Below are 26154 nucleotides of genomic sequence, written 5' to 3' on the forward strand. Positions count from 1 at the left end.
GAATTCCTTCATATTGCAAACCAGCTGCCCAGAGTGCGACCAAAACGGACAAATTGGCAGCAGAAAAGCGCTACAATCCCCCTCCTGACTTCATCGTGTGGCGAGATGGGATGCGATTCCGCCCGGGTTCAGCCCGCAGACGTATACTCATCCGCCGTTGCAATTATCCGAGGCCATCATGAACAGAACGACCCCTTTGCTCCTCTCACTCTTGCTGCTCGCCGGCACAGCCCATGCCGACCAACCATCCCAGGAGAGCAGCGGCTCAACCTTCTCTGTCGATGCGATGACCTTCAATCTGGACTGGGATGACAAGCAGTTTGGCTGGAGCCAGAAAGAGTGCCTCGATCTGGGGGTAAACGACTATATTCCCTCTGACTGCAAGGGGATGAGAGTCAATGTCGAGAGCGAAGAGAATCGCAATCAGCCCCCCAGCACCAACCAGATGCCCGCTCCGCAGGGCAACAACCAGTAATCAAATGAGCAGGGGCCGAGTGGCCCCACCATCATGTTGCGTTACCAGTAGTTCTCCGCACTGATATTACCAGGTGCCCGGCGCAGATTTTTGGCCAACCCCAGTGCCAGCAAGGTCTGCTGAGTCTCTTTCACCATCTCCGGATTGCCACAGATAAGCACCTGACTCAGTTCGGGTGAGAACTCCAACCCTACCCGCTGCTGCAACTGGCCGTTGGCAATCGCCGCCGGGATCCGTCCCGCCATTGCATCGGGCCACGGCTCGCGGCTGACAAAGGGGACATAACGAAAGCGCTCGCCATGCTGCTCGGCAAAGCTGGCGATCAAAGCCTGATAGCTCAGCTCTTCGCCTTTGCGCACCCCGTGTACCAGCACCAGATTCTCGAAACGGTTGAAGGCCTCGCCCTCGGCCAGCATGGAGAGGAAGGGGCCGATGGCGGTGCCGGTCGAGAGCAGCCAGAGATCGCGTCCAGCCGGTACCTCATCCAGTGTCAGAAAACCGGTGGCCAGAGACTGCACCAGCAGAGTATCGCCCGCTTGCAGCGAGCCGAGGGAGGGGGTCAGCTCACCGCTCGGGATCTCGACCAGATAGAACTCGTGGTATGGCGCAGAGGGAGGATTGACGAAGGAGTAGGCGCGCTGAATGCGCCGCTCGCCCTGCTCAAGGGCCAGTTTGGTGAATTGACCTGCCTTGTAGGGGGCCAGATCGGCCGCTACCCGCAGGGAGAACAGAGTGGGTGTCCATTCGATGCGTTCGATGACGCTACCTTCGACCCAGGCCATAGAGATCTCCTCCTGAGGAACAGAGCTTCACTCTACCCCCGGGCCTGAAAATAAAAAACCCGCGCAAGTGCGCGGGTTTTTTCTGCAAAAGCGAATCGCTATTACAGGGCAACAACCTGGATCTGTACGGTTGCTTTAACGTCAGCGTGCAGCTGAACAGCAACTTCGTAGTCACCGGTGTTACGCAGAACGTTGCCCATGCGGACTTCGCTCTTGGCAACGGCTACGCCGGCAGCAGTGATGGCTTCAGCCACGTCACGGGTACCGATGGAACCGAACAGCTTGCCTTCGTCGCCAGACTTGGAAGCGATAACCACGGTAGCCAGTTCGGCCAGCTTGGCAGCACGCTCTTCAGCAGCAGCTTTGTTGGCAGCCAGTTTGGCTTCCAGCTCAGCGCGACGAGCACCGAAAGCTTCGATGTTGGCCTTGGTGGCCATAACAGCTTTGCCTTGCGGGATCAGGTAGTTACGGGCATAACCAGATTTCACGGAAACTTGGTCACCCAGACCGCCCAGTTTGGCGATTTTGTCGAGCAGGATAACTTGCATTACCTTTCCTCTATAAATTTCGTTGAGTTAGGCTTAAGTGCCGGACCGATTCTTACTTGTTGTGCAGATCGGTGTACGGCAGCAGAGCCAGGTAACGAGCACGCTTGATGGCGCGTGCCAGCTGACGCTGATACTTGGCGCGGGTACCGGTGATACGGCTCGGTACGATCTTGCCAGATTCAGTGATGTAGTTTTTCAGAGTAACGATATCTTTGTAGTCGATCTCGGTAACGTTCTCGGCGGTGAAGCGGCAGAACTTACGACGACGGAAATAACGTGCCATGGCCTTTATCCTCTAGTCAGTGATCCAGAATTACTCTTCGGAAGCAGCTTCAGTAGCTTCTTCGCGGCGCTCGTCGTCACGACGGGTGAAGCGCTCTTCTTTGGCCTTGGCCATCGGAGAAACTTCAGTCACGGCGTGCTTGGTGCGCATGATCATGTTGCGGATAACGGCATCGTTGAAGCGGAAGTTGGTTTCCAGCTCATCGATAACGGCTTGCTCTGCTTCTACGTTCATCAGAACGTAGTGGGCTTTGTGCAGTTTGTCGATCGGGTAAGCCAGCTGACGACGGCCCCAATCTTCCAGGCGATGAATGGTACCACCGGAAGTGGTGATGGCGCCGGTGTAACGCTCGATCATGCCGGGAACTTGCTCGCTCTGGTCCGGATGAACCATGAAGACGATTTCGTAATGACGCATTTTAGCTCCTTACGGATTAATTCAGCCTCCGCCCAGGTGCAGCCAGACCTCGGAGGCAAGGAACATAATGGTGTTTAGTCGCTGCTTTTCTAGGGCGGCGTATTGTACGAAATCGCATCCCTCACTGCAACTGACGACCTCAAAAGTTTTTCCCGATGGATATGATACAAAAGACCAATTGATAACAATTATCATTTAGATCTATTCTCTCTCCATATCCTGATGGAGGGTGATGCGATGCAACCCGCACTGACTACAACGATTCCAAGCCGCAAATTCAAACTGACCCTGCTCGGGCCCGCCTTTATCGCTGCCATTGGCTACATAGATCCGGGCAACTTCGCTACCAATATTCAAGCCGGCTCTACTTTCGGCTACCAGCTGCTCTGGGTGGTGGTATGGGCCAACCTGATGGCCATGCTGGTGCAGACCCTCTCGGCCAAACTCGGCATCGTCACCGGCAAGAATCTGGCTGAGCATATCCGCGACCGACTGCCGAAACCGGCGGTCTGGGCATATTGGGTACAGGCGGAGATTATCGCCATGGCCACCGATCTCGCCGAATTTATCGGCGCCGCCGTCGGCTTCAAGCTGCTGCTTGGCGTGACCCTTCTGGAGGGAGCCTGTATCACCGCCGTGGTCACCTGGGGGATCCTGATGTTGCAATCCCGCGGCCAGAAACCGCTGGAGTTCGTGGTGGGCGGTCTGCTGCTGTTTGTTGCGGCGGCCTACATCGTCGAGCTGATCTTCTCCCGCCCCCATCTGCCGAGTCTGCTGGAGGGTGCCCTCTTCCCAGGTCTACCCAACAGTGATGCCGTCTATCTGGCCGCCGGTGTGCTCGGTGCCACCGTGATGCCCCACGTCATCTATCTGCACTCGGCGCTGACCCAGCACACGCAGGATCAGGGCTCGGTCAGCCAACGGCTGCATACCACCCGGGTCGATGTGGCCATCGCCATGACCATCGCCGGCTTCGTCAATCTGGCAATGATGGCAATGGCGGCGGCCGCCTTTCATAGCTCGGGCCACCAGCAGGTAGCGGAGCTGGAGTCAGCCTACCAGACCCTCACCCCGCTGCTGGGTCAGGCGGCGGCCACCCTGTTTGGCCTCTCGCTGGTCGCCTCCGGCATCAGCTCTACCGTGGTGGGGACACTGGCCGGGCAAGTAGTGATGCAGGGCTTCGTCCGCTTCACCATCCCGCTCTGGCTGCGCCGCGCCATCACCATGACCCCCGCCTTCGTGGTGATCGCCATGGGCTTCAACACGACAGAGATATTGGTATTGAGTCAGGTAATCCTGAGTTTTGGCATCGCGCTGGCGCTGATCCCGCTGCTGATGCTGACCGGTGATCGGGCGCTGATGGGAAAACATCGCAACCATCCGGTCACCCAGGCAATCGGCCGTCTTATCGTTGCACTGGTGATCGGGCTCAATGCCTACCTGCTGGTTGCCATGATCTAGCAACCAGTCACCAAACAGGAGGCTCATTAACACTGGTTAATGAGCCCCTTCGCACTTTGGCGTATGCTGCCGCTTTCTCTTCTCATTTATCGTTGCGGGAGCCTTGCCATGGAACATACCCGAGTCAGCTTCGTGCTGGGCCATCATCAGGAGCAGGCCAGCGTGGTCTGCTGCCAGCGCGGTGAAACCACGCTGCTGGTCACCGACCTCACCCCCTTTCATCCCCAAAGCCACCTCTGGCCCGATCAGCCGGGAGATGTGGGTCATGCTCGCTGGGAAGGGGGCGAAGCCGCTATTGGCTCTTGCCGGATGGGGGCCATCAGCCCGGAAGGCGAGCTGTTCGTCGACGCCGATATTCCGGTCAAACGGGGTGCAGAGGGATGGCGGTTCGTCGTGGTACACCCCTTGGCGGGCGAGCACAGCTTGCCTGTCGGCAGTCGGGTCGAGTTGCAGGTCGATAGAGCGGCACGCCACGCCCTGAGCTTGGGTCATAGCGGTTGCCATCTGGCGGCACTCGCCCTCAACCGGATTCTCACCCCTTACTGGCGTAAAGAGGTGAGTGAGCTCGATGCATTGGGTCAACCGGACTTCGACCGCCTCGCCATTCAGAGCTCGCGAGTCGAGCCTTGCGGTTCGCGGGAGCAGTACCGCATCGGCAAGAGCCTGCGCAAGAAGGGGGTCAACAGCGAGGCGCTGCTGGCAGATTTGGCGGTGATTGAAGAGAAGGTCAACCGGCAGCTGGCCGACTGGATTGCAGCCGGGGGCGAGATCCGCCGTAGCCGCGCTGGCGAGGCGATCATCGATTCGCGCTACTGGCACTGCATGCTGGAAGGTCAGGAGGTGACCATCCCCTGTGGCGGTACCCATGTTGCCTCGCTCGCAGAGTTGGGAGAGGTCAAGGTGACGCTCAATCCTGCCGAGGAGGGATTCACGCTCGCTACCCAAGTGACAGCGCCGGCAGCATAAGGGCGGGAAACACGCCACACTGCAGCTGGCCTGCGACAAATTGCTTCATTTTTGGCCAACTGCTCATTAAAATGCGCCTCCCACAGGAGGCACATCACCCATGAGTAGTACCCATCTGCGCACCACTTCGGATCGGCTCCGCTATCTGGTTCTCTATGAAGGCATTGGTCTGGCCATGGTTGCCCCGCTTATCAGCCAGCTATTTGGCCAGAGCGTGGCAGAGGTCGGTTCACTGGCGATCTTCTTCTCCATCGTCGCCACTGCATGGACCTATGGCTGGAACCTGCTGTTTGACAAGGCGCTGCTGGCTCTGTGTGGACGCACCAACAAGCGACCACTGGACCGCTTCCTGCACGCGTTTGGCTACGAAGCGAGCTTTATGATGCTCTCCCTCCCCTGCGTCATGTTCTGGCTCGATCTGGGGTTATGGGAAGCGCTACTGCTGGATCTCGGCTTCGTCGCCTTCTACCTCGTCTACATCATTCTCTTTACCTGGGCCTATGAGCGGATCTGGCCATTGCCAGCGACCGCGCAGCAGACGGCCTGACGCGCAGAGTGCTCCTTGCGCAAACCAAGGTAGGTGAGATGGAAGGGTAAAACTGAAAGCCCCAATAAAAACAATGCCAGTCAGCAAGCTGACTGGCATTGGACAAAACAGACTTTAAGACTTACTTGACGGCGTCTTTCAGAGCCTTGCCAGCCACGAATGAAGGCACGTTGGCTGCAGCAATCTGGATCTCTTTACCAGTTTGCGGGTTACGGCCGGTGCGGCCTGCGCGGTGGGTGACCTTGAAGGTGCCAAAACCGACCAGCTGCACAGCATCACCTTCTTTCAAGCTCTGGGTAATACCATTGATGATCTCTTCCAGAGCCACTTTGGCCTGAGCTTTGCTCAGATCTGCTTTGGCGGCAATCGCATCGACAAGTTGAGCTTTGTTCATAACATTTCCTTTATGATCGGGCATTTAGCGCTGGGTCACTCTATGCAAAAAAAAACGCTCAAGCAAAGGCTTTATCGAGCAGGGGGCGTCAAACGCTGGGGTTTTCATCAAGATCTGCGGAAAAAGTCACATTACAGCCCTGAAAAACCCTGAACCAACCGGCCTCTCGCCCTTCAACAAGCTCAATTTGACACCCACCTCAATACCACTTAACAATATCCCGGCAAGCCTATTGACGCTTGGTCAGATTTTCCCTAGTTATAGGGTGTGTCACTGTTCAAACGGCTAGGAAGCCCCATCAATCGCCCGGCCTTGCCCCATGGAGGGATTATGTTGACGAAACTGGAACAGACCAAACAGGCGCTGGCAGGAAAACACAAGGCTATCGACGACTGGCTGGATGCACGGCAAGCCCTGCTGGTCGAATACATGCGGCTGGCGGGCCTCACCCCGGCTCGAACCAAACAGCGATGCCTGCCCAAACCCGAAGAGCTGCAGCACTTCTGTGACAGACTGGTCGACTACGTCAGCGCAGGCCACTTCGAAATCTACAATCACGTGGTCACCGCCTTCGAGCAGGCCAGCGGCGAAACGCTGGAGCTCGCCAAGCGTATCTACCCCCATATCCGTACCAGCACCGAACTGGCTCTCGAGTTCAACGACAAGTACAGCGAGGCCGATGAAGCCCAGCTGCTGCTGCTCGATGATGACCTCAATGAACTGGGTCCTGTGCTGGAGGAGCGTTTCAAACAGGAAGATCGTCTGGTCAAGGCACTCCATGTGGTGGAATCCCTTAGTGCACAACAGGCTTGAACGCCATTTTCGGAGCAAGTTCAAGATACGGGCAGTCAAGGTGGATTACACTCAAAACAATGACCATCGGGTCCACACTGATTGCATACAAGGAGATGAGCATGTCTGAGCGCCGCCGTTTTGCACGGATCCTCTACTTGACCATGGCTGAACTCACGCAGGGGGAACGCAAGTGGCGCACTCAGCTTGTCGATATTTCCCTGCAGGGTGCGCTGCTAATCCGGCCTGACGACTGGGTGAGCAATGACAACAAAGAGTACCAGCTGAGCTTTGTCCTGAGCGGCAGTGACATCGAGATCAAGATGCAGGTAGAGCTGAACCATGAGGCCAGCAAGAAGCTGGGTTTCTACTGCCATCACATCGACATCGACAGCGCCACTCACCTGAGGCGGATGATCGAACTCAATGTGGGCGATGAGGAGCTGCTGCACCGGGAGCTGGAACAGCTGCTGAGCGAGCATCTGGAACACAGCCAGCCCTGACGTTCCATATTTCCCCGTAATCCCGTAAATAAGAAGAGCGCCTTGGCGCTCTTCTTATTTTCGTTCATCCCAAGACATAGTCTTTTAGTTGCACCGGATTACAGCGCCTCGAGCGCATCAGACAACTTCTTGACCGGTACTACTTCCATCCCTTCGATTGGATGCTTGGGGGCATTGGCGTGCGGCACGATGGCGCGGCGGAAACCATGCTTGGCCGCCTCTTGCAGTCGCTCCTGACCGGACGGCACCGGACGAATTTCGCCGGAGAGCCCGACCTCGCCAAACACCACCAGATCCTTGGGCAGCGACTGATCGCGGAAGCTGGAGACCATGGCCAGCAGCAGGGCCAGGTCAGCACTGGTCTCTTCCACCTTGACCCCGCCAACCACGTTGATGAAGACATCCTGATCCGCCATCTGCAAGCCGCCGTGGCGGTGCAGCACCGCCAGCAACATGGCAAGCCGGTTGTGATCCATCCCCACCGCCACCCGGCGCGGGTTGGAGAGCTGGGAGTAATCCACCAGCGCCTGCAACTCCACCAGCAGCGGTCGGGTGCCCTCCCAGATCACCATCACGATGGAGCCGGGAGCCTGCTCCTCTCCCCTGCTAAGGAAAATGGCAGAGGGATTGCTTACCTCCCGCATTCCCTGCCCGGTCATGGCAAAGACGCCGAGCTCGTTGACCGCTCCGAAACGGTTCTTGTGGGAGCGCAAGGTACGAAAACGGGAGTCATGGCCGCCATCGAGCAACACGGAGCAGTCGATACAGTGCTCCAGCACCTTGGGGCCAGCCAGCGTGCCATCCTTGGTCACATGACCCACCATGAAGATGGCCACGTGATTCTGCTTGGCATAGCGAGTGAGCAGCGCTGCGGCCTCGCGCACCTGCGAGACGGAACCGGGCGCCGACTGTACATCCGCCACATGCATCACCTGAATGGAGTCGATCACCATGATCTGCGGCTGCTCTTGCTGGGCAATCAGGCAGATCTGCTCGACGCTGGTCTCCGACAACATCCGCAATTTGTCGGTAGGCAAGCCGAGGCGATTGGCGCGCATCGCCACCTGCTGGAGCGACTCCTCACCGGTGACATAGAGGGTTTTCATCCGCTCCGCCAGACCGCACATGGTCTGCAACAACAGGGTCGACTTGCCTGCCCCCGGGTTGCCGCCGATAAGGATGGCAGAGCCCGGCACCACCCCGCCGCCAAGAACCCGATCCAGCTCCTTGAAACCGGAGGAGAAACGGGGGATCTCGGTAGTGGCTATCTCTGCCAGTGTCTGAACCTGACTGCCAATTGCTCCGGCATAACCGGTATAGCGGGCACTCTTGCCGGCAGGAGTCACCGACCCGAGGCGCACCTCGGTAATGGTGTTCCACTCCTTGCACTCACTGCACTGGCCCTGCCAGCGTGTGAAGTCGGCACCACATTCGGAACAAACATAAGCAGTTTTATTTTTGGCCATTGATAACTCGGGGACAGGATGAATTCCTGCTTGATATACTTGTTTGCGACCGACAGATCAAACCCAGAATCGGAAAAGTGACTTTCCGTGGCAGGAACACATGGATTCAGAACACCAACAATATCTGATTGAACAACTTGTCCCCTTGTTGCGGGAGAAAGATTTTGAGGAGATCTTCAACCGCATGACCCAGGAAGAGAACAGCAACAGCCGTTTTCTGCTCAAAATGGAGCTAAAACGCAAATGCTCTCCGTGCCGCAGGGTCATCGACATGCGCGATGAGCTGGCAGATGAGTGTCTGATCCATGAGTTCGACGGCATTACCCACTTCATGCCGGCCGAGGCAATCAACCTGTTCCAGTCCCAGTGCTATCTCTACCGTGACGCCTATACCATAGGAGTCAACGAGGCACTGCAACAATGGCAAAAACAGCAGCACCACGCTCGCGTCGATGGCCACCTCACCCCGCCGGCCAGCCCTTTCAGGCAATACGATGTCAATACCATCGCCTTCGCCAGCTACTACGGCCGCCGTCAGGAGCGGATGCACTTCAGCTCGCCGGTACTGCTCAAGCTGCCGGATGGTGAAAAGCTGTTTGCCAAGAGTTCCGATCTCTCCCTCGGCGGGATGCGCATCTCGGTGCCCTATCTGCCCAGTTACCATACCGGTGCTCAGGTCGAGGTCTTCTTCACCGGGCTGGAGCGCGACAACCCCAACCCGGTACTGCACCAACCGGTCAACTACCAGATCCTCGGGGAAGAGAGCAAAGAGGGGAAATTCTGGCTGCGACTGGTACGCACTGGCGAGCAACCCGCATTTGACGCTTTTTTGAAAGAGTTCATCGAAGTCAACAAGGTGCGCTACCGGGTCAGCGTCGACTACCTGCTCTCGGCCGCCATTATCAAGGGGTACGAGCAGTTCTACCTGCCGCGCATGACCGGCATGCCGCTCTTCTTCGGTACCGGCGACAGCCCCTGCCTCGAGATCGCCCTGCGCACCGAGAACAACCAGCATCTGCTGGAGTACTGGCGTGACGAGAAGAACCGCGATGCGCTGGCGGGGCTCTTCTCCGCCGAGCGGATGAAGCGACTCTGCCCCGCTCCCGGTGCCACCAGCGAAACCCTCATCTACTGCTTCACCCACACGGTGCGCAGCCACATCTACTTCTTCTCGGCAACGGCCGAGGAGCTGCGCCAGAGCGGCCTGACCGCCCTCTTCTTTCAGGTTGGCTCACGCCGCCCCAGCTGGCGCGTCTACAAGTTCACGCTGGAGGCGTGCGAACTGCTCGAAGCGGATGTCGGCCAGCTGCAGGGGCTCGAAAACCCGCAGTTGCAGGACATACTGCTGCTCGAGCGCCTCAAGCAGATCGGCTATTGCGGCCTGCTGCAGGAGATCAGTCAGGAGTCCCAGCGCGAAGAGTTCTATCAGGAGGGGGAGCCTGGCAGCAACGCCAACGAGTTGCAGCGTTTTGGCCACGAGCAGGGGGTTGCCCCCTTCGAGATCGAGACCCTGCACTATGTCCAACTGCGCAAGGAGCTGCGCTACATCCACAAGACGGCGGTCGCCATCCACCACAACGGCAAGTCCTGGCTGGGCTGGACCCGCGACATCTCGGCCCATGGCCTGCAGATCGAGCTGGAAGAGGCGTTTGTCGGCGAAAAGAACGATGTGGTGACCATTGCCCTGCCCCGCTTGCAGGAGCTCTCCAAGAGCATGGATTTGCAGCATCTCTCCTATCGGCTGGTCAGCCTCAACATGACCCGTACCGTGCTGCATCTCTGCATCGAGGGGGATTCCGATCGCCACACCGGTCGCCAGTTCTTCAGCCTGCTCATCGAGAGCAACCAGAACAAGCTCAAGGCAGCGCAGGAGCAGCGTCGCTATCGCGGGCTGGCCCGCGCCCTGCGCAACATCTACACCCACCACCTGTTCAACTCGCCGGTCTACATCAACAAGCTGAAGGGGGCGCCCAAACCCGCCTCCATCGGCAAGTCGCTCAAGCCGCGCAGCCTGCAACGCCTGCTCACCGCCTGCGCCGAGCTGCCGGAACAGGAGAACCTCTATCCGCTGTTTCAGGGGGAGCTGCTCAAGGAGCTGCTGATGACGCCGCTGCGCAGCATAGAGCGGGAGGATAAACCCAAGGAGGAGGAGGTCTACATCGCCAGTATCCAGACCAGAGCTGGCCTGCCCATCTTCCGCAGCCGTCTCGCCAGCGAGTTCACTGGTGTGAAGGAGAAGCGCCAGTTTATTGAGCTGGCACTACAGGAAGGGGAGTTCTACTCGGTGCTGGTAGGCGTCTCCCGCACCGGGCGCCCCGACACCAACTTCATTGCCAACGAGCTGGATTACATCGCCAAATTTGCCATTCACAAAGCGAAAAAGCTGGAGGAGGAGCTCTGGAGCGTCGTCGGGGTCGGCGAGCTGACCGACACCACCCAGGCGACCCTGTTCCGCCTCGGCATCACGCCGCCACTCAACTGATCCCGGCCACAACAAACAGGGCGCATCATGCGCCCCGTTTTTTTATCAGGCGGCCTGCGGATCCAGCAGCCAGTCGAGGATCCGGGGGAAGTGATCCTCCTGCGCCTGCGGCGCGGTCAGCATATTGATATGGTCGTAATCGAGCCGGTTGCCGTTGTCCCGGCCAAGCCGGGTATGGCGGGTCTTTGAGCCCATCTCGTCGCTGAAACGGCGCACGTCGGTGGGGTGGCCCAGCACCTTGTCCGCCTTGGCCGAGATCATCCAGAGCGGCGGCCAGTTGACCCGGGCTGCTGCCTCATCATAGGCAAAACCGTCGTGCGGATCCTGCCAGGGGCCGCACTTGACCCAGGGGATGGTTTCCTGCAGATAGCGCAGCGGCTCGTCATCGGCACCAATCTTGAGATCCCGGGCAGCCAGAAAACCGCGGCGACTAGCCAGCCAGGGGGCCAGCCGGTTCCAGATCAGATCCACCTTCAACCAGCGCTCGGGATTTTGCACCGACACCCCGCGTTTGGTGCCGAAGAAGAGCAGGCTGGCCACCTGCTCCGCCAGTTCGGGAAAGCGCACCAGCGTGGAGGCCATGATGACGCCGCCCCAGGAGTGAGCCACCCAGTGCGCCTTGAAGCCGTGGTGGCGCGCGGCAATCCAGCGGTGCAAGGCGGGCAGATCCTCGGTGATGAGTTCATGCTGACCGTGCTCCGCCTGCTCGGCGATGGCGGGGGTGCTGAGTCCGCGCCCGCGCAGATCGGCGACATAGACCTGAAAACCGTGGCGAGCCAGAAAGCAGGCCAACCCCTTGCCCGACTCGGTATAGAAGATGCGACCATTCTCGATGGCGCCGTGCACCATCAGGATGGGTTCACCATGAACGGCCGCCCCCGGTTTGATATGACGGACGTGCAGTTGATGCTCGCCACAGGGGACAAAGAGTGATTGCTGCAACAATTCCATTTCGATTGGTTTCCTCCATGAAACAATATCAGGGGCGATCCCAGCACCTTTCGCTACAGGCGCGTGCCGAGAGCAGGCAGAGCACCCCCTCCAGATCGTGGTGATTGAGGGTCGCAGCCGCCTGCGCCCGCACCAGCGGTTTGGCATGGATGGCGATGCCAAGACCCGCTACCGCCATCATTTTGAGATCGTTGGCACCATCGCCGATGGCCACGGTCTGGGCGGGCGCAATTGCATACTCGGCCGCCAGATGCTGCAACACCTCGGCTTTGACGCTGGCATCTACGATGCGCCCGCTCACCTTGCCGGTCAACTGCCCCCCCTCCACCGCCAGTTCGTTGGCGAAGATGGCATCCAGCCCCAGCTCCCGCTGCAGCTGGCCGGCAAAGCGGGTAAAACCGCCGGAAGCGATTGCCACACGCCACCCCGCCTGTTTGAGGGTATCGACCATCAGCTGCAAGCCCGGCATCCAGGGCATCCATGCCGCCACCTCGTCGAGGATGGCGACGGGCGCCCCCTCAAGCAGCGCCACCCGATTACGCAGACTGTCGGCAAACTCCAGCTTGCCCTGCATGGCAGCCGCTGTCACCGCCGCAACCTGATCGCCAACCCCCGCCAGCCGCGCTATCTCGTCGATGCACTCGATGCGGATCGCGGTGGAGTCCATATCCATCACCAGCAGGCCGGGCTCACTCAGGGTCGGCAGCGCGGGCAAATGACAGAGATCGATCTCCCACACCCTCTCCTTGAGCACGGGCACCAGCTCGGGCGAGAAGCGGTCGGTACCGAGCAGCAGCAACGGGCAACCCGCTACCTCGGTCGCCGGATAGAGGGTCGCCGCCACCCCGTGCTCAGCCAACAAGGGCGCCAGCTCTTCCAGAGAGGCCGGCCCCAGCGCCTTGCCAAACAGCACCAGCCAGCCAGCCGCAAGGGGCGTCCTGGTCGGTTGCAGGGCATCCGGGGTCAGCTGCCACCAGGGGGAAGATGACAGCTGGGCGGGCCATTCAGATAAGGAGGTGGGGAGCCGGGACAACAACATAAGCGATACGCCTTCCATGGTGATCAAGGGGTTAACAATAGTGGCCCAGAGTAGCGTATTGCTTTTTGCGCAGGCAAGCGCCAAGATCCCGCAACTTCCGGTCAGCATGAGGTCTCGCGCTTGCAGCGTCATCTTCCCATCAAACGAGTGCTCAGTCTGGTAGCCGGCCTGCTGCTCGGCTGCTGGGTACTGGTTGTCCTCCTCCATATGCAGGGAGAGAGTCAGGCCGCCCTGCACAGCGAAGCGCGCAACCGCGCCCAGGCGCTGGTCGCCTATGCCGCCCGCGACATGAAGCGCTGGATCAAGGAGGACAACAGCAGCGAGCTGGAGCGACTGGCACGGGATCTGGCGACCGAGCCGGAGATCCTCGATGTCACCCTCTATGATGGACGCGGCATCCCGCTCGCCCAGTCGGAGCAGGCCGTTCCGCTGGAGAGCCTGCTCCCCATCGGCAGCGACAACAAGTCGATGCCGGAGCAGGGCAAGGGACGCATCCAGCTCGTGCAGGAGATCCAGGACGGAGCCCAAACCCTCGGCTATCTGCGTATCACCCTGGAAGAGCAGCAGATGCTGGCGGACAAGGATACCCGGCTGAAAGTGACACAGGAGAAACAGCGGCTGATGCTACTGGTCGCCCTGCTGGCCGGGGTGCTTATCTCCTACGGCATTCGCCGCAACTACATGCGGGTGCGCAAGCACAAGAAAAAGAGTACGTCCCCCTCCCCGCCACCGGAAAACTGATGGCCCGGACAGAGAGCAGATAAAAAAACGGCGGCCCGCAGGCCGCCGTTTTTTATTCGCAAGGAGATTACTTGTCGCCCAGCAGGACGGAATCCAGTGCGATTTCGATCATGTCGTTGAAGGTCAGCTGACGCTCTTCGGAGGTGGTCTGCTCACCGGTACGGATATGGTCAGAGACGGTGCAGATGGTCAGTGCCTTGGCACCGTACTCTGCGGCCACGCCGTAGATACCGGCGGCTTCCATCTCGACACCCAGGATGCCGTATTTTTCCATGACGTCGAACATGGAGGGATCCGGGGTGTAGAACAGGTCGGCGGAGAAGATGTTACCGACGCGCACGGCAACGCCCTTGTTCTTGGCGGCCTGAACAGCATTGGCAACCAGGTCGAAGTCAGCGATGGCAGCGAAGTCGTGATCCTTGAAGCGCAGACGGTTTACTTTGGAGTCGGTGCAGGCACCCATACCGATTACCACGTCACGCAGTTTCACATCTTCACGCACGGCACCGCAGGAGCCGACGCGGATCAGGGTCTTCACACCGTAATCGGTGATCAGCTCTTTTGCGTAGATGGAGCAGGAGGGGATACCCATGCCGTGGCCCATTACGGAGATACGACGGCCCTTGTAGGTACCGGTAAAGCCGAACATATTGCGCACGTCGCAGATCTGCTCGACGTTCTCCAGGAAAGTCTCGGCGATGTACTTGGCGCGCAGGGGGTCGCCCGGCATCAGCACGGTATCAGCAAAGGCGCCATCTTTCGCATTGATATGAGGAGTTGCCATTCTCTTGATTCCTTCACACTTGGGTTGAGTTTTATTGTCTTTATTAAAATTGCCCGCCACCGGAGTGGCGGGCGGGTAAATTACAGGAAGCTGGTACCGTATGCCAGTTTGGGCAGACCGTGGTACGCCGCAATGCTCTGGCCGATGTCGGCGAAGGTCTCGCGACGGCCGACGGAACCAGCCTTGACCGGCTTGCCGTAGAACAGTACCGGGATGTACTCGCGGGTATGGTCGGTACCGCTCCAGGTCGGGTCACAACCGTGGTCTGCGGTCAGCACCACCACATCGCCATCCTGCAGCAGGTCGAACAGCTCCGGCAGGCGGGAGTCGAAATACTCCAGCGCATCGGCGTAGCCCTTCACGTCGCGACGGTGACCGTAGGAGGAGTCGAAGTCGACGAAGTTGGTGAAGACGATGGTGTTGTCACCAGCCGCTTTCACCTCTTCCAGGGTGCGATCCCACAGCTCGGTCAGACCGGTACCCTTCACCTTCTTGGTGATGCCCTGCTCGGCATAGATGTCGGCGATCTTGCCGATGGAAACCACCTGACCACCCGCGTCCTTCATGTAGTCCAGCACGGTCGGTGCCGGCGGCAGCACGGAGTAGTCGTGACGGTTGCCGGTACGCTTGAAGTTGCCCTTGCCACTGCCCACGAACGGACGCGCGATGACGCGGCCGATGTTGTAGGGCTCCAGCAGCTCGCGCACGATGTGGCACAGCTCATAGAGCTTCTCGAGGCCATAGGTCTCTTCGTGGCAGGCGATCTGGAACACCGAGTCGGCAGAGGTATAGAGGATCGGCTTGCCGGTGCGCATATGCTCTTCGCCCAGATCGTCCAGCACCTGGGTACCGGAAGCGTGGCAGTTGCCGAGGTAACCCGGCAGACCGGCCTTCTCGACGATGGCGTCCAGCAGCTCCTGCGGGAAGCTGTTGGTGTGATCCTTGAAATAGCCCCACTCGAACAGCACGGGCACACCGGCGATCTCCCAGTGACCGGACGGAGTGTCCTTGCCGGAGGAGAGCTCCTGAGCGTAGCCGTAGGCACCGACCACCTCGATATCTTTCTTAAGACCTGCCGGGAAGGTGCCGGAAGCCTGTTCGCAGGCGTGGCCGAGGCCCAGCTTGCTCAGGTTCGGCAGGTTGAGGGCTCCGCGGCCCTGCGCTTCACCAGCCGCACACGCCTTGGCGATATGGCCAAGGGTATTGGCGCCCGTGTCTCCGAACTTGTCAGCATCGGCGGCAGCGCCGATACCGAAAGAGTCCATCATCAGGATAAAGGTACGTTTCATGGGACTTCCCCTTGTTACAAATCAGCCAGGGTGATACGGCGGTACACTTCAGGCAGTGCCTCAGGCCGCTCGCCACCAATCCGGACAGCCGCCTGCACCATGCTGGCAGCCTGAGCATATTGCTCTTCAGTCTGAGCGTGGATCATCGCGATCGGCTTGTCAGCATCGACGCTCTGACCCAAGCGGATAAAGTCGGTCAGACCAACCGCATAATCAAGTTTGTCACCGGCAGCGCGGCGACCACCGCCCATGGCGACCACAGCCAGACCCAGTTCGCGGGTATCCATGGCGGTCACGAAGCCGCTGTTGGCTGCATAGACCGGGCGCACGATGGCGGCTTTGGGCAGGTAAGCGTCGTAACGCTCCATGAAATCGGCCGGGCCACCCAGGCCAGTCACCATGCGACCGAAGATCTCGGCAGCCTTGCCGTTATCCAGCACCGCCTGCAACTTGGTACGGGCATCGCGCTCGTCGCTGGCAAGACCCGCGGAGATCAGCATCTCGGCACACAGCGCCATGGTCACTTCGTGGATCCGCGGGTTGCGGTATTCACCGGTCAGGTAGCGCACCGCTTCACGCACTTCCACCGCGTTACCGGCGCTGGAGGCCAGCACCTGGTTCATATCGGTCAAGAGCGCAGAGGTGCGGCAACCGGCACCGTTGGCCACGGCCACAATGCTCTTGGCCAGCTCTTCGGAGGCTTCGAAGGTCGGCATAAAGGCGCCGGAGCCCACTTTCACATCCATCACCAGCGCTTCGAGCCCGGAGGCGAGCTTCTTGGAGAGGATGGAGCCGGTGATCATGGCGACAGATTCGACGGTGGCAGTAATGTCACGTACTGCATAGATACGCTTGTCGGCCGGGGCGAGATCGCCAGTCTGGCCGATGATGGCGACACCCGCCTCTTTCACCACTTTCAGGAAACGATCGTTGTCGACCGAGGTCTGGTAGCCGGGAATGGCATCCAGTTTGTCGAGGGTACCACCGGTGTGGCCCAGGCCACGGCCGGAGATCATCGGCACGAAACCGCCGCACGCAGCGACCATCGGGCCAAGCATCAGGGAGACAACGTCACCCACACCGCCGGTGGAGTGCTTGTCGACAATCGGGCCACCCAGATTGAGGTGATCCCAGGTCAATACCATGCCGGAGTCGCGCATGGCGCAGGTCAGGGCAACCCGCTCATCCATGGTCATATCTTTGAAGTAAACCGCCATCGCCAGCGCCGCAATCTGGCCCTCGCCGATGGTGTTATTGGTAATGCCCTGAACGAAGAATTGAATCTCTTGGGTACTGAGCGCTTCACCGTTGCGCTTCTTGCGAATAATTTCTTGAGGCAAAAACATCTTTCATTCCCTCCGCCATTGCTGGCGTTACACAAGCCTGAATCCTTGCCCGCGCACCACAGGTGGGGGCTTAACAGGGCGGACAGCAGTCCGCCCTCTCATCAACCTATTAGTAACCGCTGGTGTTGGCCGGCTTGTCGCCATGCCCCAGAGTGGCCAGCAGACTGGCCAGCAGGCTGGATGCACCAAAGCGGAAGGTACGGGCGGATACCCAGTCCTTGCCGAGGATCTCTTCGGCCATGGCCAGGTACTGACCCGCCACGGCGGCATCTTTCACGCCACCGGCCGGCTTGAAGCCGACTTTCGGATTCTTGGCCTTGATCACTTCCATCATGATGCGCGCCGCTTCCGGGGTCGCATTGACCGGCACCTTGCCGGTGGAGGTCTTGATGAAGTCGGCACCGGCATCGATACAGATTTCGGAAGCGCGACGGATCAACGCCTCTTCTTTCAGTTCGCCGGTTTCGATGATCACTTTCAGCAGCACGTTGGCACCACAGGCCTCTTTACAGGCTTTGACCAGATCAAAACCGATCTGTTCGTTGCCAGCCATGAAAGCGCGGTACGGGAACACCACGTCCACTTCGTCTGCACCGTAGGCGACAGCGGCACGGGTCTCGGCCACGGCGATCTCGATGTCGTCGTTGCCGTGCGGGAAGTTGGTCACGGTCGCAATGCGCACGTCGGCAGCGCCGATCTCACGCAGGGTCTTGCGAGCGATAGGAATGAAACGGGGGTAGATGCAGACGGCGGCGGTCAGACCGGCCGGTGACTTGGCCTTGTGGCACAGATCGATCACCTTCTGATCGGTATCGTCGTCGTTCAGGGTGGTCAGGTCCATCAGGTTCAGGGCGCGCTGGGCGGCCAGTTTCAGATCACTCATTCTGTTCTCCAAAGTCTCGATTTGATCCAGATAACCGGGCACCACCACAAGCTCCGAAAAGGAGATTGCAGTAGCAATTCCCAGCTATACGGGAATGGAATTACAGTGCGAAGGCTGAGGCACAACGACTGTAAATAAGGCAAGAGCCCTGTCACTTTCTTACAAAAGTGCGGACTTGGTTCCATGAAGACTTGAGAAAGGCAGAGCAACTCCGACCCGACTTCCCAATCAATTCCATTTGACCGCCAACACCCGATTTCATCGAGCATTAGTCATTGCCAGCACCCTGCTGGCAACGCCTATTTCAGCCGAGATACCCCCTGTTTGCAAGCCGGATTTGCCAATTTCAGAGGTACCTCACATCTGGCAAATCCGCATTCAAAAATGCCTTACGAAAAGAAGCGCGTCAGGATCCAGGAGTAGGCCAGCCCCCCCAGATAGACCCCGACAATCCCCATCACCCCGGACAAAACGGGAGGAGCCGGGATCGGCAATTTGAGGAAAGAAAACAACAAACCGACTATAAAGCCGGCCACCATCGCCAGTAGCACTTCATTCATATAACCTCCGATTTGACTCATTTTATTATTAGTTTAGATAGGAAAACGGTTGTCACCGCTCCATACACGAACGCCACGGCAGATGCCGTGGCGTTCGTGTTTATACCCTGTCAGTCAGGCTGATATTACATGCCGGACAGTGCCAGGAAGAAGCCTGCGATGGTCGCAGACATCAGGTTGGACAGAGAGCCAGCCAGTACGGCTTTCAGACCAAATTTCGCAATGGTGCCGCGGCGGTTCGGTGCCATCGACCCCAGACCACCCAGCAGGATGGCAACAGAGGAGAGGTTGGCAAAACCACACAGGGCAAAGGAGATGATCGCCTTGGTGTGATCGGACATGGCCACACCGTTGATCAGCACCTCGTTTTTCAGGTACGGAGCGAAGTTCAGATAAGCCACAAACTCGTTCACTACCAGTTTCTGACCGATGAAGGAACCGGCAACAATCGCTTCACTCCAGGGCACACCGATCAGGAAGGCCAGCGGGGAGAAGATCCAGCCCAGCAGCAGTTCCAGAGAGAGCTGCGGATAACCGAACCAGCCACCCACACCGGAGAAGATACCGTTGATCATGGCGATCAGGCCGATGAAGGCCAGCAGCATGGCGCCGACGTTCAAAGCCAGTTGCATACCGGCAGAAGCGCCCGCAGCAGCAGCGTCAATCACGTTGGCCGGCTTGTCGTCCAGCTCGGCATCTGCGGAGCTTTCGTCATAGTTCGGGGTCTCGGTTTCCGGTACCAGCAGCTTGGCGAACAGCAGACCCCCCGGTGCAGCCATGAAGGAGGCAGCGATCAGGTACTCCATCTTGACGCCCATGGAGGCGTAGCCAGCCAGAACGGAACCGGCAACAGATGCCAGACCACCACACATGACCGCGAACAGCTCGGAGTCAGTCATCTTGGAGATGTAGGGACGAACCACCAGCGGCGCTTCAGTCTGACCTACGAAGATGTTGGCAGTCGCAGAGAGGGATTCGGTACGGGAAGTGCCCAGCACTTTCTGCAGACCACCGCCCAGCAACTTGATGACCATCTGCATGATGCCCAGGTAGTAGAGCACAGCGATCAGGGAAGAGAAGAAGATGATGACCGGCAGAACACGGAAGGCAAAGATAAAGCCGCCGCCACCGAACACTTCAAACATCTTGTTGCTGACCAGACCACCGAACAGGAATTCGATACCATTCTGGCCATAGCTGATGACGCTGGAGACTGCATCGGATACACCGACCAGAATATCGCGCCCTACTGGTACATAAAGTACAAACGCACCCAGACCAGCTTGAATTGCAAACGCACCGGCTACGGTACGGACGTTGATTGCCTTGCGGTTGCTGGAGAACAGCACCGCGATAAGGACGAGCGTCGCCATCCCTACCAGACCCATGAACAAATTCATTATTATCTTCCTCTAGTAGCACCTGGCTTGTTAGTGAGTTGTAAACAAACCCAACTAATCAAGGGGAGCGCATTATACTAATTAAAGTCCGATAAAATAGAATGCTGGTCACATTTTATCGGTATCAAATTATTCAAGTGTCACAAAATTAGACAGCAAACGATTTTTACGCTTATTTTTTTCCCTGATAGCTCAACGACTTGTTACACCAATGTTTCATTGTCTTTTGCGATGCCGGAAAAGTCGCTCGGCATTATCAATTAACATAGTTGAAACATACTCTGCAGATTCTTTTCGTATCCCCATTAATATCGCCGCAATTTCCGGCAGCGCTTCCGGTGTATTTCGCTCTCCTTGCCGCCCCTGTAGCGGCATATCCGGTGCATCGGTTTCCAACACCAGCGATTCAAGCGGCATGGCCCGAAATACCTCACGGGTTTTGTTCGCCCGCTCATAGCTGATGACCCCGCCGACACCAAGATAAAAACCCAACTGCCAGAACGCCTCTGCTTGTTGCAGCGAACCGCTGAAGGCGTGGATTACGCCACCTCGCACCGGTTTGAAGCGACGCAGCAGCTTGGCCACAGTGTCATTGGCCCGTACCGAATGAACTATCAATGGCAGCTCGACATCGACTGCCAGCTTGATCTGCGCCTCGAACAGTTCGAACTGCCTACCCTGAGGTACATGGGAGCGCAGATCCAGTCCGCACTCACCGATGGCTACCAGCCCCTCGGGACGGCTCGATACCAGCTCCCGCAGCCGATCTATTGCCCCCTCCTCTTGTTCACCGGCATACCAGGGATGAACACCCAGGCCATAACACACGCCTGTGTGCTGGTTGGCCAGCGCCATCACACGGTGCCAGTTGGTCTCGGCAATAGCAGGAATGATATACTCCGTCACCCCGGATGCCTGGCAACGAGCCAGCAATGCCCCCCTGTCCTCGTCAAAGTCAGGAAAATCGAGGTGGCAATGGGTATCTGTCAGCTGCATATCACTCACACCTGTTTGTGGGATTTAATGGGTCATTGAAGATGATGAACAACAAACACCGTGGTTTTACCCTGATTGAGCTGGTGCTGGTCATCATCGTACTGGGGATTCTGGCTGTGGTGGCCCTGCCCCGTTTTATCAATATCAAGGATGATGCGCTCAAAAGCATGGTATCGGCGACTGCGGGCAATTTTGCCAGTGCGGCCCGTCTGGCCAATGCCGGCTGGGCGGTGGTAGTGAAGGGGCAATCCGTCGCGCTCTACAACCTGAGCAGTTTTGGCAACAGCACGATAGATATCAATCGCTATGGCTGGCCGGTGGGCTCCGAAGAGGATTACAACAAGCCGGTAGACACCCCCTATCAACCGGGATCTGGCAACCATATCTCGGTCAGCAACCAGTCAGACTGCCGACTGCTTTTTACCGATCTGCTGGATGGCAGTCAGAGCGTTGCGTCAACGGATCAGCCTGACGCAGTGCAGAAGCGGGCTGATTACCTTTCCACCATGATTGGCCCAGGTCATCCGGATGAAGATGAAGGCAACGAGGTGCACTATAACTGCCGCTATATTCTGCGCGATTCTGTCGGTCGCTTCCCGGATTACCCGAATGGCCTGGGTTTTGAATACAACAGCGTTACCGGTGCCGTGACCCGCAATTTTCAGTAAGTGAATCATCACTGCCGGGATTGCACTCTTTCGATGGATCCTCATCATAACGAACCGGCGTACAACAGCGCCGGTTATCCTGAGTAAGTCCCCACTCTTCACACCACTCGTCGTAACGGGCCAACCAGCGTAGCAACACCCCTTTCATCGGCACTCCCTCCCGCAGTTGAAACACAAGCAGGAGAACATCCTAGCAGAGCGGAGAAAGTGAACAAGTCATCGCGATGCGACGCAAACAGCGATAAAAAAAACCGGCCAGCATTGCTGACCGGTTTTTCTCATCTTGACTCGATAGCCTTAGAGGCTTTTGAGCTTCTCTTCCGGCAGGGCCAGCTCGTCGTTGTGGTTGACGCCGATGCCACGCTCCAAAACATGGCGAGCGATGGCATGGGCCTCTTCCAGCGAATGCATGCTGTAGGTACCGCACTGATACTCGTTCAGCTCGGGGATCTTGCCCTGCTCCTGCACGGTCAGCACATCACTCATGGCTGCTTGCCAGGCAGCACCGACACGGGCCTCGTCCGGCGCACCGATCAGGCTCATGTAGAAGCCGGTACGGCAACCCATGGGGGAGATATCGATGATCTCCACACCGTTGCCGTTCAGATGATCACGCATAAAACCGGCGAACAGGTGCTCAAGGGTATGGATACCGCGCTCGGAGAGGATCTCCTTGTTCGGTACGCAGAAACGCAGGTCGAACACGGTAATGGTGTCTTTGTTCGGGGTCTGCATGGTTTTGGCCACACGCACCGCTGGCGCTTCCATACGGGTGTGGTCAACGGTAAAACTGTCCAATAACGGCATTTCTGACTCCTGATTGGGTTACCAGAACCAGCTCCCGCGGGAGAGCTGATCCTTGCATTGTCGATACTGGGCGCCGTAGCGCTGGGCGCGAGCTTCCACCTTGCGCGAGGTTTTCATCAACCACCCCTTGCTGCGATAGCTGCCACGCCGATAGCCACCCCACCCTTCGTGATAATTGAGATACTGGCCATAGGCATCCCACTTGGAGGTGCCATTGAGCCGCTGGGCCTTGTTAGTGTACCAGCCCATAAAATCGATCGCGTCGGCAAAGTCATCGCGATCGCTCCAGCTATTGCCGGTCTCTCGCTGGTAATCGGCCCAGGTCTCGTCTTTCACCTGAGCGTAGCCATAAGCCGAGCTCGCCCGTCCGGTCGGAATAAAGAGGAAATACTCCATCGGCGGCTGGGCGTCGTGTACGAAGGAGGACTCCTGATACATCATGGCCATCACCACATGGATCGGCGTCCCCCACTTCTCGTTCATCTTGAGCGCGGCCTTGTGCCACTCCGGCTTCTCGCGAAAGATCTGGCACAGATTTTCCGGCTGGGCTGGCGGGCGGGTACTGCACGCAGTGAGTACTGCCAGCAGGCCTGCCACCGCCACGATGCGCTTTCGGGACAGCAGAGCAGAACTTGATTTGCGCTCCTGAACATAACGAGGCAAAAACGACATCAGATAGCGTCTTCGTTCTCTTCGCCGGTACGGATACGAATGACGCGCTCCACCTCGCAAACGAAGATCTTGCCGTCACCAATCTTGCCGGTGCGGGCGGTGTTCTGGATCGCTTCCAGACAGGCATCGAGATCCTCGTCCTGCACTACCAGCTCCACCTTCACTTTCGGCAGGAAGTCGACCATGTACTCGGCACCGCGATAGAGCTCGGTGTGCCCCTTCTGGCGGCCGAAGCCTTTGACTTCGGAGACGGTCATGCCGTTGATGCCGATCTCGGCCAGGGCCTCGCGCACATCGTCCAGCTTGAACGGTTTGATGATGGCTTCAATCTTCTTCATGGTGACTCCTTACCAGTTCTGTTTGCCAAACCCGGAAGTAATGGGGTAACGGCGGTCCTTACCAAAGTTGCGGGCCGTGATGCGGGGCCCAACCGCCGCCTGACGGCGCTTGTATTCGTTGAGATCCACCAGACGGATCACCTTGCGCACCACCGCCTCCTCGAAGCCCTCTGCCACCATGTCGGCTACCGAGGCATCCTCTTCCACGTAGCGCTTGAGGATGGCATCCAGGATGTCGTACGGCGGCAGGCTGTCCTGATCCACCTGATCCGGCGCCAATTCTGCCGAAGGCGGACGATCGATAACCCGCTGCGGGATAACGTAGTCGACCGAGTTGCGATATTCGCACAACTTGAAGACCAGCGTCTTGGGCACATCTTTCAACACGTCAAAACCGCCCGCCATGTCACCGTAAAGAGTCGCATAGCCCACCGCCATCTCGCTCTTGTTGCCGGTAGTCAGCACAATACGACGACGTTTGTTGGATAGCGCCATCAAGAGCACACCACGGCAGCGCGCCTGGAGGTTCTCTTCGGTAGTATCGCGAGCGGTGCCTGCAAATAGGGGCGCCAGCTGGGTCATAAACCCTTCGAACATCGGCTCGATGGAGATGATGTTGAACTCCACCCCCATCCGCTCGGCCTGCTCCTTGGCATCCTCCACGCTCATCTGGGCGGTATAGCGGAACGGCATCATCACCGCCTGCACCTTGTCGGCACCGATGGCATCGGCCGCAATGGCCAGCGTCAGCGCCGAGTCGATACCGCCGGAGAGGCCCAGCACAGCACCGTGGAAACCGTTCTTGGTGACGTAATCGCGCACCGCCAGCACCAGCGCCTGATAGGTCTCGGCCAACGGCTCCAGCGGCGCAGCCGGTTCCCGCTCTTTCACCGGCTGACCATCGGCAAAGCGTACCAGCGCCAGCTCTTCGGCAAACGGTGCCAATTTGTGGGTCAACTCGCCCTGGCTGTTGAACACCTTGGAGCAGCCGTCAAAAATCAGCTCGTCCTGACCGCATACCTGATTGAGGTAGACCAGCGACAGACCGGTCTGATCGCAGCGTTCAGTCATCAGTTCGCGGCGGATCCAGGGTTTCTCCTGATCGTAGGGAGACGCATTGATGGTGAGCAGCAGATCGGCCCCTGCCGCCTTGGCGGCCAGCGCCGGGCCCGGCTGCCAGAGGTCTTCGCAGATGAGTAGACCCAGATTGTGACCACGGAACGGCACCACGCAGGTCTCGGTCGCCGCGGTGAAGTAGCGCTTCTCGTCGAATACCCCGTAGTTGGGCAAGTCCTGCTTGAAGTAACGGGCAATCAGCTTGCCGTGCTCATAGAGGGAGGCCGCGTTATAGAGCGCCTCCCCTTCACGCCAGGGATGCCCGACCAAAATGGCGCAGTTACCCTGCCATTCGGCAATGCGAGCCAGCGCAGCATCAACCCGGATCATCAGATCGGCGCGCAGCAGCAGATCTTCCGGTGGATAGCCGGTCAGGGCCAGCTCGGAACAAACCAGCAGATCGGCACCTTGCTGTTCGGCTTGAGCGGCCGCAGCGAGCACTTTGTCAGTGTTATCTTCGATGGCGCCTACCGTCAGATTCAACTGGGCAAGCATCAGAGAGAGGGCTTTTGCCATGGCGATGCATCTTGAATTCGAAAATGATGGGGAATGATAAAGAAAAGGGGGGCGATCTGCCAGTTCAAGACTGGTGTAACCATGTGACAGCCATCGGCAGTAAGGATAAGCTGTAGATAGTCACGGAACGACACACCTCAGGCCACCATGAAACAACGCGGATTTACCTTGCTGGAGCTGATGATCGCCATTGCATTGGGGGTCATACTACTTGCCATTGGTATTCCTGCCCTAAGCGACCTGCTCAAAGAGAACACCGCCAACTATGAAAGTGAGCGGTTGATGAAACACCTGCGCTTCGCGCGTAACGAAGCAATCAGTGAACAGCAAACCGTAAGCGCATGTCTAATCAACAACACAAGCCAGTGTGTTTCCAGCAATTCAACACAGTTCTTGGTATTTGCCGATACCAATAACAACTCCCAACTTGATAACGGTGAAACAGAGTTGGCACGTACCCCAACCTTTTCATCCAACGCAGCCATCACTTCCACCAGAACCCGGGTTCTGTTTGCTCCAGACGGCACCAGCCTGGGCACCAATATGACCATTAAAGTCTGTGTGAGCCAAGAACCGGAGATTGACCTCGTTATTGCCGTTTCTGGCCGCAGTAGCAGGACAGACACCACAACAATCTGCCCTTGAGCCAATCATCTTGCACTACTGCTATCTTGGCTGCTCTTTCTCTTGTTTTCGGGCGGACTCGAGAGTGAAAGGCCGATCAACAGGCTGACATTCCAGCACTGTCCTCACCATCAGCAGCTGCCCGTTTATCTCAAATCCCTTCTCCTTGAAGGCAATCTCAGGCTTTTTGTTATCCGCAATAGCGCCCTGCAATACAACATTCGCCCCATTTTCCAGTTCGACATAGCACTTACGATCTACAGCTGCATGGGCGCAGCTAACGCCCAGCAGAGTCAACAACAGCATAT

At 58.1% G+C, this 26154-nt stretch carries 31 protein-coding genes; 10 read left to right on the forward strand and 21 right to left on the reverse strand.

What is annotated here, in order from left to right; genetic code table 11:
• The first annotated feature begins 178 nt into the window (after positions 1-178).
• Positions 179-475: a hypothetical protein gene (locus AACR93_RS14765; protein ID WP_043851195.1), complete on the forward strand. Its 297-nt coding sequence runs from the start codon at positions 179-181 to the stop codon at positions 473-475.
• A 41-nt stretch (positions 476-516) separates the two neighbouring features.
• On the opposite strand, the gene AACR93_RS14770 is transcribed toward AACR93_RS14765, so the two are convergent.
• The 4 genes from AACR93_RS14770 to rpsF all read right to left on the reverse strand — a co-directional run bounded on the left by AACR93_RS14770 (position 517) and on the right by rpsF (position 2505).
• Positions 517-1257, reverse strand: a complete 741-nt coding sequence (locus AACR93_RS14770) for a ferredoxin--NADP reductase (protein ID WP_043851160.1) — start codon at positions 1255-1257, stop codon at positions 517-519.
• A 101-nt stretch (positions 1258-1358) separates the two neighbouring features.
• Positions 1359-1805, reverse strand: a complete 447-nt coding sequence (gene rplI / locus AACR93_RS14775; RefSeq protein ID WP_005340490.1) for a 50S ribosomal protein L9 — start codon at positions 1803-1805, stop codon at positions 1359-1361.
• Between the two features lie 52 nt (positions 1806-1857).
• A complete protein-coding gene (gene rpsR / locus AACR93_RS14780) occupies positions 1858-2088 on the reverse strand; it encodes a 30S ribosomal protein S18 (protein ID WP_005308890.1) in 231 nt (76 codons plus the stop codon).
• A gap of 30 nt (positions 2089-2118) precedes the next feature.
• Positions 2119-2505 (reverse strand): 30S ribosomal protein S6, encoded by a 387-nt coding sequence (rpsF, locus tag AACR93_RS14785; protein ID WP_005308887.1) that lies wholly within the window; start codon positions 2503-2505, stop codon positions 2119-2121.
• 237 nt (positions 2506-2742) lie between these two features.
• On the opposite strand from rpsF, the gene AACR93_RS14790 reads away from it, so the two are divergent.
• The 3 genes from AACR93_RS14790 (at position 2743) to AACR93_RS14800 (ending at position 5479) form a co-directional block, all read left to right on the forward strand.
• The gene (locus AACR93_RS14790; RefSeq protein ID WP_043851161.1) at positions 2743-3966 is read left to right on the forward strand and encodes an Nramp family divalent metal transporter; all 1224 of its coding nucleotides are present in this window, start codon (positions 2743-2745) and stop codon (positions 3964-3966) included.
• Positions 3967-4074: 108 nt separating this feature from the next.
• Positions 4075-4932, forward strand: a complete 858-nt coding sequence (locus AACR93_RS14795) for a hypothetical protein (protein ID WP_043851162.1) — start codon at positions 4075-4077, stop codon at positions 4930-4932.
• Positions 4933-5032: 100 nt separating this feature from the next.
• Positions 5033-5479 (forward strand): PACE efflux transporter, encoded by a 447-nt coding sequence (locus AACR93_RS14800; RefSeq protein WP_052497081.1) that lies wholly within the window; start codon positions 5033-5035, stop codon positions 5477-5479.
• Positions 5480-5600: 121 nt separating this feature from the next.
• Here the strand turns inward: AACR93_RS14800 and hupA are convergent, their stop codons facing one another.
• Entirely contained in the window at positions 5601-5873 is a 273-nt protein-coding gene (gene hupA / locus AACR93_RS14805) for a nucleoid-associated protein HU-alpha (protein ID WP_005340484.1), read from the reverse strand.
• Between the two features lie 330 nt (positions 5874-6203).
• Here hupA and AACR93_RS14810 point away from each other — a divergent pair, with 330 nt between their 5' ends.
• Together AACR93_RS14810 and AACR93_RS14815 are read left to right on the forward strand one after the other, a co-directional pair.
• Positions 6204-6686 (forward strand): Rsd/AlgQ family anti-sigma factor, encoded by a 483-nt coding sequence (locus AACR93_RS14810; protein WP_033112959.1) that lies wholly within the window; start codon positions 6204-6206, stop codon positions 6684-6686.
• 101 nt (positions 6687-6787) lie between these two features.
• Positions 6788-7168, forward strand: a complete 381-nt coding sequence (locus AACR93_RS14815) for a PilZ domain-containing protein (protein WP_033112958.1) — start codon at positions 6788-6790, stop codon at positions 7166-7168.
• Between the two features lie 98 nt (positions 7169-7266).
• Here the strand turns inward: AACR93_RS14815 and radA are convergent, their stop codons facing one another.
• Positions 7267-8634 (reverse strand): DNA repair protein RadA, encoded by a 1368-nt coding sequence (radA, locus tag AACR93_RS14820; protein WP_041209114.1) that lies wholly within the window; start codon positions 8632-8634, stop codon positions 7267-7269.
• Between the two features lie 100 nt (positions 8635-8734).
• Between radA and AACR93_RS14825 the strand changes: the two genes are divergently transcribed.
• Positions 8735-11116 (forward strand): PilZ domain-containing protein, encoded by a 2382-nt coding sequence (locus AACR93_RS14825; protein ID WP_043851163.1) that lies wholly within the window; start codon positions 8735-8737, stop codon positions 11114-11116.
• Between the two features lie 45 nt (positions 11117-11161).
• Here AACR93_RS14825 and AACR93_RS14830 read toward each other — a convergent pair whose 3' ends face one another.
• Both AACR93_RS14830 and serB read right to left on the reverse strand, forming a co-directional pair.
• Positions 11162-12067: an alpha/beta fold hydrolase gene (locus AACR93_RS14830; protein ID WP_043851164.1), complete on the reverse strand. Its 906-nt coding sequence runs from the start codon at positions 12065-12067 to the stop codon at positions 11162-11164.
• 28 nt (positions 12068-12095) lie between these two features.
• Positions 12096-13106, reverse strand: coding sequence for a phosphoserine phosphatase SerB (gene serB, locus AACR93_RS14835; protein WP_043851165.1), 1011 nt, complete (start codon positions 13104-13106; stop codon positions 12096-12098).
• A gap of 120 nt (positions 13107-13226) precedes the next feature.
• Between serB and AACR93_RS14840 the strand changes: the two genes are divergently transcribed.
• Positions 13227-13847, forward strand: a complete 621-nt coding sequence (locus AACR93_RS14840) for a YtjB family periplasmic protein (protein WP_043851166.1) — start codon at positions 13227-13229, stop codon at positions 13845-13847.
• Between the two features lie 67 nt (positions 13848-13914).
• On the opposite strand, the gene deoD is transcribed toward AACR93_RS14840, so the two are convergent.
• The 7 genes from deoD to AACR93_RS14875 form a co-directional block, all read right to left on the reverse strand.
• On the reverse strand, positions 13915-14631 hold the full coding sequence (gene deoD / locus AACR93_RS14845; RefSeq protein WP_005340471.1) for a purine-nucleoside phosphorylase: 717 nt from the start codon (positions 14629-14631) through the stop codon (positions 13915-13917).
• Positions 14632-14711: 80 nt separating this feature from the next.
• Positions 14712-15920 carry a phosphopentomutase gene (locus tag AACR93_RS14850; protein WP_043851167.1) on the reverse strand — a complete coding sequence of 403 codons (1209 nt, stop codon included), beginning with the start codon at positions 15918-15920 and terminating at the stop codon, positions 14712-14714.
• 14 nt (positions 15921-15934) lie between these two features.
• Positions 15935-17266, reverse strand: coding sequence for a thymidine phosphorylase (deoA, locus tag AACR93_RS14855; RefSeq protein WP_019445563.1), 1332 nt, complete (start codon positions 17264-17266; stop codon positions 15935-15937).
• Positions 17267-17375: 109 nt separating this feature from the next.
• The gene (gene deoC, locus AACR93_RS14860; RefSeq protein ID WP_033112950.1) at positions 17376-18149 is read right to left on the reverse strand and encodes a deoxyribose-phosphate aldolase; all 774 of its coding nucleotides are present in this window, start codon (positions 18147-18149) and stop codon (positions 17376-17378) included.
• Between the two features lie 389 nt (positions 18150-18538).
• Entirely contained in the window at positions 18539-18709 is a 171-nt protein-coding gene (locus tag AACR93_RS14865) for a XapX domain-containing protein (RefSeq protein WP_005340467.1), read from the reverse strand.
• Positions 18710-18834: 125 nt separating this feature from the next.
• A complete protein-coding gene (locus AACR93_RS14870; RefSeq protein ID WP_033112949.1) occupies positions 18835-20109 on the reverse strand; it encodes a NupC/NupG family nucleoside CNT transporter in 1275 nt (424 codons plus the stop codon).
• 216 nt (positions 20110-20325) lie between these two features.
• Positions 20326-21105: a TatD family hydrolase gene (locus AACR93_RS14875; RefSeq protein ID WP_043851168.1), complete on the reverse strand. Its 780-nt coding sequence runs from the start codon at positions 21103-21105 to the stop codon at positions 20326-20328.
• 41 nt (positions 21106-21146) lie between these two features.
• On the opposite strand from AACR93_RS14875, the gene AACR93_RS14880 reads away from it, so the two are divergent.
• Positions 21147-21773, forward strand: a complete 627-nt coding sequence (locus AACR93_RS14880; protein ID WP_042030717.1) for a type II secretion system protein — start codon at positions 21147-21149, stop codon at positions 21771-21773.
• Here the strand turns inward: AACR93_RS14880 and AACR93_RS14885 are convergent.
• The 5 genes from AACR93_RS14885 to AACR93_RS14905 form a co-directional block, all read right to left on the reverse strand.
• Complete coding sequence (locus AACR93_RS14885) at positions 21742-21921, reverse strand: DUF5363 family protein (RefSeq protein WP_082044125.1); 180 nt, start codon at positions 21919-21921, stop codon at positions 21742-21744. The two genes, AACR93_RS14880 and AACR93_RS14885, sit on opposite strands and share 32 nt — an antisense overlap.
• 149 nt (positions 21922-22070) lie before the next feature.
• A complete protein-coding gene (gene luxS / locus AACR93_RS14890) occupies positions 22071-22580 on the reverse strand; it encodes an S-ribosylhomocysteine lyase (RefSeq protein ID WP_033112946.1) in 510 nt (169 codons plus the stop codon).
• An 18-nt stretch (positions 22581-22598) separates the two neighbouring features.
• Positions 22599-23252, reverse strand: coding sequence for a transglycosylase SLT domain-containing protein (locus AACR93_RS14895; protein ID WP_043851169.1), 654 nt, complete (start codon positions 23250-23252; stop codon positions 22599-22601).
• Positions 23252-23590: a nitrogen regulatory protein P-II gene (gene glnB / locus AACR93_RS14900; RefSeq protein ID WP_005308848.1), complete on the reverse strand. Its 339-nt coding sequence runs from the start codon at positions 23588-23590 to the stop codon at positions 23252-23254. The genes AACR93_RS14895 and glnB overlap by 1 nt, the downstream gene beginning before the upstream one ends.
• Before the next feature lie 9 nt (positions 23591-23599).
• Positions 23600-25222 (reverse strand): NAD+ synthase, encoded by a 1623-nt coding sequence (locus tag AACR93_RS14905; RefSeq protein ID WP_043851170.1) that lies wholly within the window; start codon positions 25220-25222, stop codon positions 23600-23602.
• Between the two features lie 147 nt (positions 25223-25369).
• Between AACR93_RS14905 and AACR93_RS14910 the strand changes: the two genes are divergently transcribed.
• Positions 25370-25867: a GspH/FimT family pseudopilin gene (locus AACR93_RS14910; protein ID WP_043851171.1), complete on the forward strand. Its 498-nt coding sequence runs from the start codon at positions 25370-25372 to the stop codon at positions 25865-25867.
• Positions 25868-25888: 21 nt separating this feature from the next.
• On the opposite strand, the gene tapY2 is transcribed toward AACR93_RS14910, so the two are convergent.
• Positions 25889-26152: a type IVa secretion system protein TapY2 gene (gene tapY2 / locus AACR93_RS14915; RefSeq protein WP_269319552.1), complete on the reverse strand. Its 264-nt coding sequence runs from the start codon at positions 26150-26152 to the stop codon at positions 25889-25891.
• Positions 26153-26154 lie beyond the last annotated feature (2 nt).

The organism is Aeromonas sp. L_1B5_3, from assembly GCF_963866575.1.
GTDB classification, from domain to species: domain Bacteria; phylum Pseudomonadota; class Gammaproteobacteria; order Enterobacterales; family Aeromonadaceae; genus Aeromonas; species Aeromonas jandaei.